The organism is Vibrio rhizosphaerae, from assembly GCF_024347095.1.
Lineage (GTDB): Bacteria > Pseudomonadota > Gammaproteobacteria > Enterobacterales > Vibrionaceae > Vibrio > Vibrio rhizosphaerae.
Window position 1 is genome coordinate 2,660,330 of sequence record NZ_AP024903.1, and the last position, 16,357, is coordinate 2,676,686.

At 44.4% G+C, this 16,357-nt stretch carries 14 protein-coding genes; 2 read left to right on the forward strand and 12 right to left on the reverse strand.

What is annotated here, in order from left to right:
* Positions 1-137 precede the first annotated feature (137 nt).
* The gene (gene radA / locus OCV37_RS11585) at positions 138-1,517 is read right to left on the reverse strand and encodes a DNA repair protein RadA (protein ID WP_038183337.1); all 1,380 of its coding nucleotides are present in this window, start codon (positions 1,515-1,517) and stop codon (positions 138-140) included.
* A gap of 136 nt (positions 1,518-1,653) precedes the next feature.
* Between radA and OCV37_RS11590 the strand changes: the two genes are divergently transcribed.
* Positions 1,654-4,002 carry a PilZ domain-containing protein gene (locus OCV37_RS11590; RefSeq protein ID WP_038183335.1) on the forward strand — a complete coding sequence of 783 codons (2,349 nt, stop codon included), beginning with the start codon at positions 1,654-1,656 and terminating at the stop codon, positions 4,000-4,002.
* A gap of 84 nt (positions 4,003-4,086) precedes the next feature.
* Here the strand turns inward: OCV37_RS11590 and serB are convergent, their stop codons facing one another.
* The gene (gene serB / locus OCV37_RS11595) at positions 4,087-5,034 is read right to left on the reverse strand and encodes a phosphoserine phosphatase (protein ID WP_038183333.1); all 948 of its coding nucleotides are present in this window, start codon (positions 5,032-5,034) and stop codon (positions 4,087-4,089) included.
* Positions 5,035-5,136: 102 nt separating this feature from the next.
* On the opposite strand from serB, the gene OCV37_RS11600 reads away from it, so the two are divergent.
* Complete coding sequence (locus tag OCV37_RS11600; RefSeq protein ID WP_084717494.1) at positions 5,137-5,748, forward strand: YtjB family periplasmic protein; 612 nt, start codon at positions 5,137-5,139, stop codon at positions 5,746-5,748.
* Between the two features lie 54 nt (positions 5,749-5,802).
* Here the strand turns inward: OCV37_RS11600 and deoD are convergent, their stop codons facing one another.
* The 10 genes from deoD to OCV37_RS11650 all read right to left on the reverse strand — a co-directional run bounded on the left by deoD (position 5,803) and on the right by OCV37_RS11650 (position 15,895).
* Positions 5,803-6,522: a purine-nucleoside phosphorylase gene (gene deoD, locus OCV37_RS11605; RefSeq protein WP_038183331.1), complete on the reverse strand. Its 720-nt coding sequence runs from the start codon at positions 6,520-6,522 to the stop codon at positions 5,803-5,805.
* A gap of 35 nt (positions 6,523-6,557) precedes the next feature.
* A complete protein-coding gene (gene deoC / locus OCV37_RS11610) occupies positions 6,558-7,337 on the reverse strand; it encodes a deoxyribose-phosphate aldolase (RefSeq protein WP_038183329.1) in 780 nt (259 codons plus the stop codon).
* 205 nt (positions 7,338-7,542) lie between these two features.
* Positions 7,543-8,805, reverse strand: coding sequence for a NupC/NupG family nucleoside CNT transporter (locus OCV37_RS11615; protein ID WP_038183328.1), 1,263 nt, complete (start codon positions 8,803-8,805; stop codon positions 7,543-7,545).
* A gap of 798 nt (positions 8,806-9,603) precedes the next feature.
* Positions 9,604-10,416 (reverse strand): TatD family hydrolase, encoded by an 813-nt coding sequence (locus OCV37_RS11620; protein ID WP_038183326.1) that lies wholly within the window; start codon positions 10,414-10,416, stop codon positions 9,604-9,606.
* Positions 10,400-10,558 carry a DUF5363 family protein gene (locus OCV37_RS11625; protein ID WP_169739375.1) on the reverse strand — a complete coding sequence of 53 codons (159 nt, stop codon included), beginning with the start codon at positions 10,556-10,558 and terminating at the stop codon, positions 10,400-10,402. Before OCV37_RS11625 ends, OCV37_RS11620 begins: the two co-directional genes overlap by 17 nt.
* A 19-nt stretch (positions 10,559-10,577) precedes the next feature.
* The gene (gene yaaA, locus OCV37_RS11630; RefSeq protein WP_038183324.1) at positions 10,578-11,351 is read right to left on the reverse strand and encodes a peroxide stress protein YaaA; all 774 of its coding nucleotides are present in this window, start codon (positions 11,349-11,351) and stop codon (positions 10,578-10,580) included.
* Between the two features lie 285 nt (positions 11,352-11,636).
* A complete protein-coding gene (locus tag OCV37_RS11635) occupies positions 11,637-12,290 on the reverse strand; it encodes a lysophospholipid acyltransferase family protein (RefSeq protein WP_038183322.1) in 654 nt (217 codons plus the stop codon).
* A gap of 9 nt (positions 12,291-12,299) precedes the next feature.
* On the reverse strand, positions 12,300-13,232 hold the full coding sequence (locus tag OCV37_RS11640; protein WP_038183320.1) for a phosphatidate cytidylyltransferase: 933 nt from the start codon (positions 13,230-13,232) through the stop codon (positions 12,300-12,302).
* Positions 13,225-13,983 carry a CDP-alcohol phosphatidyltransferase family protein gene (locus OCV37_RS11645; protein WP_038183318.1) on the reverse strand — a complete coding sequence of 253 codons (759 nt, stop codon included), beginning with the start codon at positions 13,981-13,983 and terminating at the stop codon, positions 13,225-13,227. The genes OCV37_RS11640 and OCV37_RS11645 overlap by 8 nt, the downstream gene beginning before the upstream one ends.
* 484 nt (positions 13,984-14,467) lie before the next feature.
* The gene (locus tag OCV37_RS11650) at positions 14,468-15,895 is read right to left on the reverse strand and encodes an alanine/glycine:cation symporter family protein (protein WP_038183316.1); all 1,428 of its coding nucleotides are present in this window, start codon (positions 15,893-15,895) and stop codon (positions 14,468-14,470) included.
* Between the last annotated feature and the right edge of the window lie 462 nt (positions 15,896-16,357).

Here is a 16,357-nt window from a genome sequence, read left to right on the forward strand (position 1 = left end):
TATCATAATCCGTCAAGACTGATAGCCCCGCTCGCGGTTTGGTGAAAAATATTTTCCATCGCCTCATTCAAAGGGATTTTCAACATTTTTTCTGGTTATTCATTTGAGAAACAAGCTAATTTTCTCAAGCCGAACGATTAAAGTTCATCAAATGCCTGAATCGCATCGGCCAATTTTTTTACCGCATGGATTTGCATTCCTTCAATACCCCCTTTCGGCATATTGGCATGCGGAATAATGGCTTTTTTAAACCCATGTTTGAACGCTTCATTTAAGCGCTCTTGCCCACTCGGTACAGGGCGAATCTCACCCGCGAGGCCGACTTCACCAAAGATGACCACATCTTTGGGCAAAGGCCGATCCCGAAAGCTTGATAATAAAGCCATCACCAGCGCCAGATCGGCGCTGGTTTCGGTGACTTTCACACCACCGACAACATTCACAAACACATCTTGATCAGCCATCATCAGGCCACCGTGCTTATGTAAGACAGCCAGAAGCAAAGACAGGCGGTTTTGTTCCAGACCGACCGCCACTCGGCGCGGATTCGCAAGCTGTGAATAGTCCACCAACGCCTGAATCTCAACCAATAGGGGTCGTGTGCCTTCCCAGACAACCATGACAGAACTACCGGATGTTTCTTCTTCACCTCTGGATAAAAATATAGCAGAGGGATTGTTAACTTCTCTCATCCCCTGCCCGGTCATAGCAAAAACGCCCAGCTCATTCACTGCCCCAAAACGGTTTTTGTGACTTCTGAGCGTCCGAAAACGACTGTCTGTTCCGCCATCCAGTAATACGGAGCAATCAATAATATGCTCAAGCACTTTTGGCCCGGCTAGCGTACCATCTTTTGTCACGTGACCAACAATAAACAGTGCAACATGATTTTGCTTGGCATAGCGAGTCAATGCTGTGGCGGCCTCCCGAACTTGAGCGACACTGCCCGGCGATGACTGAACATCAGCCACATGCATGACCTGAATTGAGTCAATGACCATGATCTTCGGCTGCTCTTGTTCGGCAATCTGGCAGATTCGATCGACACTAGTCTCAGATAACATACGCAACCGATCTTTCGGCAAGCCTAACCGGGAAGCTCGCATCGCAACCTGCTGAAGTGATTCTTCTCCGGTGACATATAGCGTCGGAATCCCGTTGGCGAGATAGCACATGACCTGTAACAGTAACGTTGATTTCCCGGCCCCCGGGTTACCACCGATCAAAATGGCGGCTCCGGGAACGACACCGCCACCCAAAACACGATCTAATTCTTTGAAACCACTGGTAAAACGAGGAACTTCTTGTAGATCAATATCAGCCAGTGTCTGAACTTTGGCCTCAGTCGCTCCGCCTGCATAACCACTCAATCGCTCATTTCGAGACACCTGAGGAGAGGCGGCCAAGCGGACTTCCGTAATGGTATTCCATGCGCCGCATGCGTTACATTGCCCTTGCCAGCGAGGAAAATCCGCACCACAATCATTACAAACGTATGCTCTTTTTGTCTTCGCCATATCCCCTCAACTCGATTATGGAATGTGATTCAGTATACATTTTAATTCGGCTGAACCCGAAAATAACAAATAACTCATTAAATAATTAGTGAAAAAAGCCGATAATTACCTGAGAGCGTGGACATCATAAATAATTATGCAAAAAACAGAAATTAGATCTATCGCGGAAAAATTAATTCCAACTTATAAGTCAGAGGATTTTGAAAAAATTCTGTCACAGATGACGGAAGGTGAACAGCCTTCTGTCAAATTACTTGTAAAAATGGAATTGAATCGGGTTATGGAGCCTTGTACCAAAATCGTCGATCTCCGTGGACGTGTTCAGGGTGAATGTCGAGAGTATCTGCTGGATGGCCTGCGTCATTGGCTCGATGATGTGGCCTTTAACGACTACTACAAATATGTCAAAAAATTTAGCGGCTACACCGAAGGCGTATGGGAAGCACTCTATAATACCCGCAATAACTTTCGGGTTATGAAAGAAAGAAATACCGACAGCCAACCCAGCCTCACCGATTCTGACAGCCCTTTTGAAGTTGAAACCATTCAGTTAGGTTACGACTTAAAGCGCAGAGAAAACCGGATGAAGCTTGCTTCTCAGGTTGATATAACCCTCTCGAACAGACAGCAGGTTGCCGCTGTCACACTCGATTTCTCCCCGTCCGGTGCAAAAATTAAAGTTCCCGCAGCTTTTGACTATAAGTTGGGAGAAAGCATCCAACTTCATTTCATGGAGCTCGAACAAAAACATCCGCACCTTACCGGCCTTCAATCTCCGATAGAGTACCGCATACTCGGTATTGATGAATCCCTTGACAATGACGCAGTCAAGTATCTTCGGCTCATCAAACTCACCGATACACCGGTGATTGAGCAAGTCATTCAGGAACACTTGTTCAATGACACCCAGAAAGCCCGTCACGACAATCAAGACAAAATTATGCGGGCCAGAACCCGAGCCTACGAACACACATTTCTGAAACATGCTTGTCAGCTTCCGATGTTTTTTGAGGGGGATGAGCTCAAAGTCGTTCTGCTGACCGAAAGCAACCATGATATCTGGCAGTACTGGCATGATGAAAGAAATCAACAGTCACTGGGCAATCTGTTTAACCCACAGCGAATGTCACTGCTTGCCAAACAAGGGGTGAGAGAAAGTAGTAACACCCTCTATACTTTTAAACATGATTATCAGGGAAAATGCTTGTTTTTTTCCATGATGAAATCAGAAGCAACGCCTGAATTACGCAAATTATTTTGGCACATTGGTGCCAAGAAAGAATCGTGGCGCGCTTTTCGGATCTCAATGTTTGAACTCAGTGCAGAGGAGCGGGAAAGTCTTGCCACGGAATCGCCCGAGATGAATAAGTCTCTTTCATCACTGACTCATTGTGGAATCTTACAAGAAATTGGGAACCCAGAAACCGCCTCAGATTACCTGTTCGTCGATAAACCGAAAATCCCCAGCAGTGAGTTGAATATTTTTCGTCATCCAAGAAAAGTAAATGGCTATCCTATTTCTATCTTCTTTGATGCCCGGTCTCAGCGCAAAGAACCCCGTTACCGATTGAATTCTCCGGTCACTATCCAAACCGAACAAGGCGATTTTATTAGCGGCAAAACGGTTGATCTGTCCAAACGGGGGGTCTATATCACTCTTGAAACCCCTGTTCTCCTGAAAGTCGGAGATCAGGTCAATGTCGATTTTATTGAACTCAAACTCTATAACAAGAAATTACCACTGGGTCAGGTCCCCTATCAGGTCGCCCGAATCACGCCGAATGGTCAACGGATTCAGCTATCTATTCAGGAAGATAGTCAAACCATCAAAATCATTCGTTTTTTTAACCGGCTAATTGAAAGTAACCTGGATAAACTAATCGAAAATAACGAAGTCCGCCCCTCCTTGACACTACTCGAAGGATTACATCACATTCTCTTGGATAAAATCGTCTGCTCACCGATCTTTGTCGAACGTCAGGGGGCTTATCTCAAAACGACAGCAATCGGCGTCAGCCGGACACTGTCACCCTATCAGGTGTTGCTGGCAAAACTCGGACACGCGGAAGGGTATATGTCGCTCGATCCTATTTTCAAAGGACATAGTAATACCCTGCTCGCGCAACCGATGAAACACGTGGATGGCGCAAAACCTTACTATTTTGATATCTATTTTTCCGTCAGAAAATTCGGAAACCGAATCCAATCGATTGAAACTCGACTGTTATCTGATTTCACAACGGCCCAAGAACGGATTTCTTTCATTCAGGACTCATTAGTCATGGGTGATATTTATATTCTCAGATATTGTGCTATTGCTGTATTCCATCCGGTGGCGACATTACTACGTTCCGATCTGGATGAGCTGTCACTCATCAGCATCCATCACGCCAAAAGTATCGAAAAATCGATTGCTTCTATTGTCGGTTATGGTGAATTTTTCGATATCACCGAAGAAGTGTTGCTCCGTCTGGAAATTAACTAATACGAGTACGGGGAAGGGCCGCAAGATACCAGATAACTGTCGTATTTTGCGGCTGATAACAACCGTGCTCAACTGGCGAAAACATTAGATCTTGGACTGTAATACCAAGCTTGCTGATAGAATACAGAGAATCCCACCCAGTTGCGCATAGCGAATTGCGGACTGGGCCTGCGCTTCGACTTTCGGTTTCGCATGAAACGCAATCCCTAAACCGGCAGCCGCCATCATCACCAGATCATTTGCACCATCACCGACAGCAACCGTATTGGTGGGTTTAAGATCGTACTCAGTCGTCAGCTTGCGTAAAATATCCGCTTTAGTCTGTGCAGAAACGACACCGCCTAACACCTTCCCCGTCAATTGACCATCCACAATTTCCAGTACATTCGACTGCGCAAAATCGAGCGCAAGCATCTCTTGCAAATAATCAGAGAAGTAAGTGAATCCACCGGACGCAATTGCGGTTCGCCAGCCGAAATCTTTTAATGCCGAGATTAATGCCTGTAATTCTGGCATCAAAGGCAGAACCTCTCGAACTTGTGTAAGAATAGCCGCATCCGCCCCCGCCAACTGAGCGACACGCTGCCGAAGACTCTGTTCGAAATCAAGCTCTCCTTGCATGGCACGTTCCGTGACGGCTGATACCTCAGCCCCCACACCGGCCAGCTTGGCGATTTCATCAATACATTCAATCTGAATTGCGGTTGAGTCCATATCCATGAGCAACAATCCCGGTTGGCTCAGGTCAGGAAGCGCTTCCAGACTGGCATAATCCACCTGTAGCTGTTGCAGGCTCTTTTCATGAGATACGGTTAAATCCCCTGCCATTAAAGCCACGTCATAATGACCGACTCGCCAGATCCGTGTGATCGGATTGAACATGCCGGTTAATTCATCCAACTGAGTAAAAAAATCAGGAGACAGGGAGGCACTGTATAAAATCCAGTTCGCCTGAACATCTTGAATCCGTTGCTGTAACAGTTCAGCGAGTGCCGTCTTTTGTGTAATTAACAATGTCTTTTGCGAGTTCATGAAATCTACCTGTAATGAAAGTAACCTGACGTTAACCTATTGCAATTTAAAAACGCAAGTATCAATATGACTTCTGGTCAAATTTCTTGTGGTTAAGTTACGATGAGTGGTTCTCTGTTCTCGCTACGCGTAGTTCTACGCATCATTGCAGTCCTCAGTGTCGTCATGATGTTCGTTTTTACGGCAGAAAATAGCGTTATGATTAGTAAGGGTAATGAAAAAATCCAGGCCAACCAACTGGAGACGCTGACAAAACTGCTGATCTCACAAGCTTCACTGACAGCCAGTCGATTTTTGGTTGATCAGGATGAAGAGAAACTAAAGTCACTGACCAACCAGCTGGCACATGATCGATTAGTGTTTGATGCAACGATTTACGATGCTGAAGGGGTGCAAATTGCCGCCAGCGACTCAGCACTCAGTGTGCGGGATGTGCTTGGTCTGGATACGCCACTCAAAACAGCCAGTATTGGCAGGCAACAGTTGGTTGAACCGGTTTTACACGATAACAACGTGATCGGTTTTATCCGCATTACTTTTGAAACCGGTAAAGTGACGGCGATCTCCGATCACCATTATCGAAAAAGTGATCGTTATATGTACTTAATGATTCTGGCAAGCTTTACCAGTGGTATTCTGCTGACCTTATTACTCCGCCGTCAAAAAAGACGAGCTCGTCAAGGTGAAAATTTACTGTTAAAAAATGCAGGGTGAAAGATTCACCCTGCCGATTCATTGCCTAATTTCTATTGTTCAACAGCGTTGAGACTACTGCGCATCACCAATCAATACAGATTCAAGCGCAATCTCAATCATGTCGTTAAAAGTTGTTTGACGCTCCTGAGCCGAGGTCTGTTCGCCAGTCTTGATATGATCTGATACCGTACAAATCGTTAATGCTTTGGCACCATACTCGGCAGCAACGCCATAAATACCGGCGGCTTCCATCTCAACACCGATAATGCCGTATTTATCCATCACATCAAACATGTCCGGATCCGGTGTATAAAATAGTTCTGCTGAGAACAGGTTACCGACTTTCACATCGATTCCGCGCGCTTTAGCCGCTTCTTCAGCCGCTTTGACCATCTGATAATCAGCAATCGCTGAAAAGTCATGATCTTTGAAGCGGATACGATTGACTTTAGAATCCGTACAAGCCCCCATCCCGATGACCACATCACGAATCTGTACATCAGAACGAACCGCACCACAGCTGCCGACCCGAATCACTTTCTTGACACCAAAATCTTTAATCAGCTCAGTGACATAAATAGAACAAGATGGAATTCCCATACCATGCCCCATCACAGAGACTTTCCGCCCTTTATACGTTCCGGTATAACCGAACATATTTCTCACATCGCAAACTTGTACGACATCGTCTAAAAAGGTTTCAGCAATATATTTTGCTCTAAGCGGATCTCCCGGCATCAAAACGACATCGGCAAAATCTCCCATTTCAGCATTAATATGTGGCGTAGCCATCTTTTTCTCCTTAACTAACAATCCGATTACACGGATTAATATGAATCAGAACTCTGAGAAGCTTCTGTGCCTTCCAATGTTGCCAACAGAGCATTCAATAAACTGGATGCACCAAAACGGTAGTGGCGGCTGTCAGCCCACGCCTCTCCCATGATCTCATCAGCCATCGACAGGTACAGCGCAGCATCCTGTGCCGTCCTTACACCACCAGCTGGTTTAAAACCGACGGTATCAGCAACGCCCAGATCACGGATCACTTCTAACATCATTCTGGCATAAGCCGGTGTTGCATTTTCTGCAACTTTGCCGGTCGAGGTTTTAATAAAATCGGCACCGGCACGAATCGCAATTTCTGAAGCTTGCTTAATCAATCCTTCGCTTTTCAATTCACCGGTTTCAATAATCACTTTGAGCAGCACATCACGACCACAAGCTGCTTTACACTGCTTGACCAGATCAAAACCAACCTGCTCATTCCCGCTCATTAAAGCACGATAAGGGAAAACCACATCGACTTCATCCGCGCCATAGGCAACTGCGGCCCGGGTTTCAGCAACAGCGGCTTCAATATCATCGCGCCCATGAGGAAAATTAGTCACCGTCGCAATCCGAACATTCGATGTCCCTTGCTCACGGAGCGTTTTTTTAGCAATAGGAATGAAGCGAGGGTAAATACAAATTGCAGCTGTTGTTCCAAAAGGGGTCTGCGCACTCTGACACAACGAAACCACTTTTTCTTCCGTATCATCGTCATTCAACGTGGTTAAATCCATCAAGGTTAACGCCCGTTGAGCTGCTGACTGTAATTCGTTCATATACCACTCCGTTTTTCATAAACTATCTCAAATCGACATTCGGTCATTTTATCCTACCGGTACGTCACGGATATAGGAGAATCAAGTCTCCACCAATCACGCAATCGGTTTGTATCTCATTCTGTGACTGGACAATCGTCACAAATAAAAAAGGCCTCAAGGTATCAACCCTGAGGCGCATTAAATATAGATGCTCTTCTGCTGACTAGAAAGAGAGGAAAAGACCCGCAATCGTAGCAGCCATTAAATTGGATAATGTACCGGCAATCACAGCTTTGATACCCATCCGGGCAATATCATGTCTGCGATTCGGTGCAATCCCACCCAGACCACCCAACAGAATGGCAATCGAAGATAAATTAGCAAAACCACACAAGGCGAACGAGATAATCGCAGTGGTCTTTTCTGACATCACTTGCCCTGTTGCAGCAACAACCTGAGCGTGATCACCGATGTAAGGCACAAAGTTGGAATAAGCAACAAACTCATTCAGTACAATCTTCTGCCCGATAAATGAACCGGCGGTTGTCGCTTCAGACCAAGGAACACCGATGATGAAGGCTAATGGAGAGAACAACCAACCAAGAATCAAGTTCAGAGAAAGCTCTGGCATACCAAACCAGCCGCCGATACCACCCAGCATACCATTGACTAAAGCAATCAAGCCGACAAACGCCAGTAGCATCGCGCCAATATTCAGCGCCAGTTGCATCCCGGTCGACGCCCCGCTGGCAGCAGCATCAATCAGATTCGATGGCTTATCATTACCATCATCAAAATCCGTCAGTTCATGACTATGGGGCGTTTCCGTTTCTGGTTTCATGATTTTGGCAAACAGTAAGCCACCCGGAGCGGCCATAAAAGATGCAGCAACCAAAAACTCCAGACGAACCCCCATCGCGGCATATCCGGCAAGAACACTCCCGGCAATCGAAGCCAGACCACCACACATGATGGCAAACAGCTCAGACTGAGTCATTTTCGGTACGTAAGGACGAACGACTAATGGTGCTTCGGTCTGACCGACAAAGATGTTGGCAGCAGCAGACATCGATTCTGCACGAGATGTTCCTAGTGCTTTCTGTAAGGCACCACCAATGATTTTAATGGCTACCGGCATAACCCCAATGTAGTACAGGACCGCAATCAGAGAACAGAAAAACACCACTGCAGGAAGAACTTGAAACGCGAAGATGAAACCCAGCCCATCAACCGAAAAGTTCACTAAGCTGCCAAACAAGAACCCGGTACCATCCTTGCCGTAGTTAATGACGTTCTGTACGCCAGAGGTTAATCCGGCCAGAAGGTCTCGACCCCAGGGGCTATAAAGAATAAACCCACCGAGTAAAAATTGGATGGCGAAAGCGCCGCCAACCGTTCTAAAATTGATCGCTTTACGATTATCTGACAGCAGAAAGGCTATTCCAAGTAGAACAACCATTCCCACTACGCTCATAAACAAGCCCATAGTTTATGAATCCTTATACGTGAATTATTCGTTTGAGTGGAGGAAGACATTTCGGTGGCGGATTATACGATGCCCCAAGTCAAAAGCAATTACGGGTCACACATTTATCCACAAAAGAAAAATCATTCACCACAATTATTGATACTAATCACAAAAACTGCCAAACCGAAAACCATCCAACATCATCAGTTAACAAAAAATCAACATCAAGCAAACACAGTTATATGCAACATTCATACAATACGACAATTTGCAGATATCAAACGATTGCACCAAAAAATAGAATCAGCTAGCAAAAATGACTATATCAGATAAACCACATCATAATTTTGTGGCATATCAAACATTACATTATATAGAAATATCAACTATTTGATGTTGAATTCCCTTGCTCTTGGGATTGCACCAAAATGAAACAAAAATTGATTAAATTACAAAAATAAACGATGCAATTCACAAAAAAATCGCATGTTTCCTCATAAAACTGGTTGTTTTTAACAAAAAACGAACACAAGCAGTTAAATACCATACTAAATATCAGTAAAAATGTGATCCATGCTCAAAAAGTAAATTTTCACTTACAAAAGTAATCAGCTCGATGATTACCTACAGATCTATAAATGTATTTAGTGAATGCATTGACATGAAGAGTAGACGAACAATGCATTTCAAGATCGGATATATGCATATAAATGTGAAAAGTGAGGTATAGAAGATGACTGCTGCGATATTTTTATATCATGTCTGTGATAACACATGATCGGCACGCAATCCCCGCAGACATAGATTGACGAAACGTCAGTCCGCATCAATACCAAAGACCTGGTGGCTATTCAGCCATAAGTGCGCGGCAATATCCGTGACATCACACGTCTTCAGTTGTGCCAAAGTTTGTAAAACTAAAGGTAAATATTTGGGATGATTGGCCTGCCCCTGTAATCCGCACAATGGCATATCCGGGGCATCCGTTTCGAGTACCAAACTCTCTAGCGGCAGCCGGGCAACGGTTCGCCGTGTCTTTGCAGCCCGGGGATAAGTGATCACACCACCAATACCAATTTTAAACCCCAACTGAATAAATGCCTGCGCTTGCTGCTCACTGCCCGAAAAGGCATGTAATACCCCACCCCGGGTAAATTTATGTCGTTTGATTAACTGCAACAATCGTGACTGGGTCTTGCGGCTATGGAGAATGATGGGTAAGCCGGCATGCTGAGCAATACTCAGTTGAGCAATCAAGATCGCTTCCTGAAGCGCCGGTGAAACATCGACAATGGCATCTAATCCACACTCGCCAATCGCGACACAATTTTCATCAGAAATGGCCAGACGTTCTTCTAAAAACGCCATCCGTTCAGAGCAACTCATTTCTGGGCAATCGGTATTTAAAAAATAGGGGTGAAAACCAAGGGCATAGTATAATTGCTGTGGTGCGATGGTGGTCAGTTCTTGCACCGCCCCCCAGTTACTGATGCCTACAGAAGGAATCAGAAGGCGTGAAACACCGGCATCACAAGCCTGCTGCCAATGCCACCTGACATCAGGCTGAAATGGTTCAAAGTCAAGGTGGCAATGAGTATCAAACAGTCTGGGCTTAGCGGTGTTTGTCATGGTCTACCGGACGCTTACTTTGAGTCGCATCGGTCCCTTCACTTCGATAAGGCACACAACTGCGTTTTTGCGCCGGGGTTAAGCCCATTTGCTGACACCAGCGATCGTAACGAACCAGATATGCTTTCAACCAGTGCCACATCTGCGTCTCCTCAGAACAATTACTGTTCTTCCCGCTTGAAAACCAGCTCTGTTGCCGTAGATTCTCCGGCATCATAACCATATCCTGCAACATCAAACTCTGACAATTTTTCCACGGATGTAATCCGATTTTCAATGATATAACGCGCCATCATGCCTCTTGCTTTTTTCGCATAAAAGCTAATCACTTTATATTGGCCATTTTTGCAATCTTTAAACACTGGTGTGATCACTTCGGCATCCAACGATTTGACATTCACTGCTTTAAAATACTCGTTTGAGGCCAGATTGACTAATATGTGATCGCCCTGTGCTTGAATGGCTTCATTCAGCTTTTCTGTAATCACATTCCCCCAAAACTGATAGAGATTGTTACCACGGGGATTCGCCAGTTTTGTCCCCATTTCCAGCCGATAAGGCTGCATTAAATCAAGGGGTTTCAATAAACCATAAAGCCCGGATAACATCCGCAAATGTTGCTGCGCATAATCCAGATCACCATCAGAAAGACTCTCTGCTTCAAGCCCGGTATACACATCGCCTTTAAATGCCAGAATCGCTTGTCGGGCATTCTCAAAAGAAAATTGTTTACTCCACTCGGCAAACCGAGCGACATTCAACCCGGCAATCTTGTCACTCACTTTCATCAGTGAAGCAATATCGGCAGGGGTAAGCTGGCGACAGACGTCGATTAAAACTTCTGAATGGTCAAGCAATTCAGGCAGCGTATGTTTATCGGTCTTTAAAGGTGACTCATAATCCAGTGTTTTTGCGGGGGAAACGACGATGAACATACTCTATTCCTTTCTCTGCTGGTTATTATATGAATGTTATCTGTGTGATAACCAGATTCACAGTGAATCCGATATCTTCTATTACATAGCGTACAAAAAAATACCCTTAACATAAAGTTAGATAAAAAAGTTAGGAATCCCTTTACGCATCAGTGCTATATAAAAAATATCTAACTTTTTCAATTGGAAAGGCATTCAGTGAGTATCAAGCTCTGTTGTTAGGTACGACAGAATCGCTTGGCGATCGCAAAGTCTTCTTTTAAGCGATTATCGGGCACTGTCGAGCTAGAACGTATCTACTTCGTTGTGAGTCACAATACATGCTTGTGCAAGCTGCTGATATTCTGCTTGCATAGTCATTAGAAAATCATCCGCATTTTCAAATCTCACGATTGGCTCTCCCAATACTACATCACAGTTAAAAGGAACAAACATCGCGGCACCTTTGGGAAGCGCTCGGCCCAATCCACGCATCACCACCGGAGTGACAGGGCAGGCTCCATGTTCATTCACCAAGTGATAAATTCCTTTCTTTAACCCACTCATGGTTTCAGGTACACCGCGACTGCCTTCAGGAAAGATAATCAAGATATCTCCTTGATTAAGCGCCTTATGGCACTCATCAAATACTGTGTGACGCTCACTTTTGCTCGGTGAGCGATGGATGGGAATAATGCCCAAGATATTGAGTGATAACCATGCTGATAATTTGTTTTTAAGAAAGTAATCGGCCGCCGCCACAGGACGCACCTTATGCACCATACTGATAGGAAAGAGAGCCAGTAATACCAAAGTATCGAGATGACTATTGTGGTTAGCAGCGACCACCATAGGGCCATTGCTCGGTAGATTTTGCCGATTAATGATGTTGAGCCCCAAGCCAACAAATACCAATGGCTTCACAAACAGCAAGACGAAAAGAACTTTTAAAATTTTCATGTCTTCTCTTTAGTAGTAAAGGTAATAAATATAGTGGAAGAACAAAGGCGCGGTGAACATCAGACTATCAATACGATCTAAAATACCGCCATGACCGGGGATAAACTGGCTGGTATCCTTAATGTTTAAGTCACGTTTAACCGATGAAATGACCAAATCGCCAATAAAGCCACTCAAGGCGATAATCATCCCTGCGACTAAACCTTGAACTGACGTTAATGGTGTCAGGTAAGGCGCCACAAAATAGCTCATGATGATAATAGTTGCCGCACCACCAATAAAGCCTTCCCATGTTTTGTTTGGGCTGACTTTCGGTACGATTTGGTGTTTACCGAAGCTCTTACCCCATACGTATTGGCAAACATCATTAAACTGAGTGAAGACCAATAAGAACAGTAGCATTCCCATTGATCCAGCATCCAGATTCTTGCTTGGCAAGACCAATAAGTAAGCCATATGACTAACACAAAATACCGTCAGCATTAGCGCCCAGTGAATGATGCCTACTGAGCGTATGAAACCTTTGGTATCACCAATAAGCACTGCGACCATCGGAAGATAGAGGAAGATAAATACAGGGATAAAGATAATGTACATGCCATACCAGCCGATTGATAACCAGTAGTATTGAAACGGAATCGAAAGGTAAGCCCAGAAGATCATGCGTCGATCTGTCATTCGCGTTGGCACAATAGAGAGAAACTCTTTCAGCGCCATAAAACTCAAAAAGGCAACAAATACCAGCGTATATTGAGTGGGCAGATAGAGTACTAAAAAAACGATTCCGATCATCCACCACCACGAGCGAATGCGAAGTTTAAGCTCTTGATAATCCTTATTAAGATTATGGCGTGACAAATACAGGTAAACCAAGGTTCCAACCACAAGTACGAGCATGATGGCCGCCATCATGTATAGCGAATGCATAGGGATATTAATCATGGCTAGTATCACCTACCGCCTTATCGATTGTCTCGTTGGCTGTTAGAGACGTAGACTGCTTGGCCTGCTGATTTTTTTCTTGGTTCGATAATAAGTTAGCGAGTTCTTCTTTAGCATTAAAAATATATACCAAACGACGCCAGCAAGTTATAGCACAGCCAATCACCATGATGGTAAGCGAGATGTCCATCATATAAATGCCAAGTGATAACGTAAACCAGTGGTTAATCGCCATGACTAAAAGCGTTACTGTGAGTAGGGCCATTCGATGCTGCTTAGCCATTGGTCCTCGAAAATCGGCCGAGCAGTCCATGCTAACGCCCAACACACGAATATAAGCCGAAAGTACCGCCAATAGTGCAGCAATCCAAGCCAGAGGCATAGAAAACGCTGAATGAGCAACGAAACCGGCCGCGACAATTAACAGCGGATCGGCAATGCGGTCTGGAACATCGTTAAACAATTCACCGGCAGGGGTTTTCTTCCCACCTTCTACAGCGACCATTCCGTCAAACAGATTGCACAATAAGCGCATTTGAATCATCAGAGCGAACAACACTAACCAAATTGGCGTAGGCTGGAAGTAATAACGAACTGCAAACGCAAAGCCGATAGCGGCAAAGAGGATACTCATAAGTGAGATTTGGTTGGGGGTAATGTTTTTTTGGCTCAGCCAAATCGCAATGTGTTTGATAACAGAGGTTTTACGCACAGCAAGAGGGCGTCGATTAGACTCGTTTTGGGATACCATACAGCCCATGTCCTTCAATAAGAGTTGTCATTTTATACTTACGTGTTTTTCTTTTAAAATGTTATTCATCTATCATCAGTAGCATTGAATCTACAGGTATATTTGATATCTGAAAAGGGCCAATCTTGATATCGGTGTAGGTTCTACCTTAAAACCTTTGGATACTTTAAGGCGAGGCTTTATATCAGCGTCCTCAATCGCTCTTAGACCAACAGTCGCAACTCACAAATCCCCGCACGATGCCAATTGTCTCGAATGTGCCTTATGTCCAAGTCATTCATTGAGGTGAGTTCGGTTTCTTGCTTCGGACTCTTGATGGTGATGTCTGTTCGCATTTGACCGTACTTATTATAGCCATGTACCTCAAACGGAAGTGTCTCCACATAGCCATGACGGTAGCAAAAATTTAGATATGTTGGCTGTAAAAAAAGCCATGCGTTGTCTGCATGGCTTCCTCAATCCCTATTATCGGTTTTACCAATAATTAATCTTTGGATTTTTCCCAAATCCCTTCTTCTAGCTGAGATTGCAATTCAGGATAATCCTTCACATTAAAGGTTGGTAATTTCCCGGCTTTCAACTGGCGGTTATAGTCTTTTGCCAATTTCACCACGATGCCAGATAGCAAGATAATTGCTATCAGATTGACAATTGCCATCAGTCCCATCGACACATCAGCCATCGACCAAACAGTCGGCAATGATGCTAAAGAACCAAACATAACCATCGCAAGAAAAACAATCCGGAAAATCGCTAAACCTTTTTTATTGTTATGTTCAAGGAATACCAAATTTGTCTCAGCATAGGAGTAATTAGCAATAATTGACGTGAAAGCAAAAAAGAAAATAGCAAAAGCAACAAAAATACTACCCCAGCTACCGACTTGAGAATCCAGCGCACGCTGCGTTAATTCAATCCCGCTAATTTCACCATGCGGCACATACTCTCCGGACATCAGAATAATCGCAACAGTACAAGAACAGATCACAATCGTGTCGATAAATACACCCAGCATCTGGACATACCCCTGAGACGCAGGATGTGGGGGATACGGTGTTGCGGATGCTGCAGCATTCGGCGCCGAACCCATCCCGGCTTCATTAGAAAACAGTCCGCGTTGAACACCAACGATCATGGCTTGGGCAATCATATAACCCAGCCCACCAGCAGCGGCTTCCTGAAGGCTAAAAGCACTTTTAAAAATTAGGCCAAATACAACCGGCAGCTTGTCCAGATTGGTCAGCAGAATAAAAATTGCGATGGCCAAATAGGCCAGAGCCATCAGCGGAACAATTAATTCAGCCGTGCGAGCGATTTTCCGGATACCACCAAAAATGACAAACGCAGATAAAATGACAATCCCAACGCCAATATACTCAGGCTCATAGCCAAATGCCGTATTCATGGCATTCGTAATCGAGTTGGCTTGCACCGCATTAAAAACCAGACCAAATGCGATCATCAGGAAAATGGAGAACAAAACGCCCATCCAACGCATCCCTAAGCCTTTTTCCATATAATAAGCGGGACCACCACGATAATTACCGTCACGATCTTTGGTCTTATACAATTGTGCTAATGTACTTTCAGCAAAGGACGTTGCCATCCCGACCATCGCAGTCACCCACATCCAGAAAATGGCACCCGGACCACCGGTAGTAATAGCCACGGCAACACCAGCCATGTTTCCGGTTCCGACTCTGGCGGCAAGACTGGTACATAATGCCTGAAAAGACGAAATACCCGCAGTATCTGATTTACGGCTATTTTTCAACACACTGAACATATGGCGGAAATGACGAATTTGAATAAACCCAAGTCGGACGGTAAAGTAAATTCCGACGCCCACCAATAGGTAAACAAGGATTGACCCCCAAAGCATGCCATTTAATAAATTGATTAAGTTTGTCACAAGAACCTCTTTAAGAGTTCAGAGCAAAAATCTGCTCTACACCATCACTTGATATGTCCCTATCTTATAATAATTTATGTGCAACAATCCCTGTTGTCCCTAGCATATATATCCGAATAAATCGCAAACACATTCACTCAGCGCGGAAGATAATGCTATCGAACAAGCAAAAAATCAATACACAACACTATTCGAAAAACCCATTTTTACAATCATATTCATAACAACAACACACAAATAAAAAACAAAAAATAAACATTTGTTTAAAATAATGCTTTACAAACTTGCGGAAAAAAGCGAATTTTAGAGCGACAGTGGCATAGGATGATTCAAGCATTTCACCAATGTTGACAGTTACCTAAGACGTAATGACAGACAAGTCACTTGGTTTACTTGGGACATCGGCTCAAAATTGACACATTCAGTGACCCATCACTTAGTTTTATTAACAATCGCAGCAAA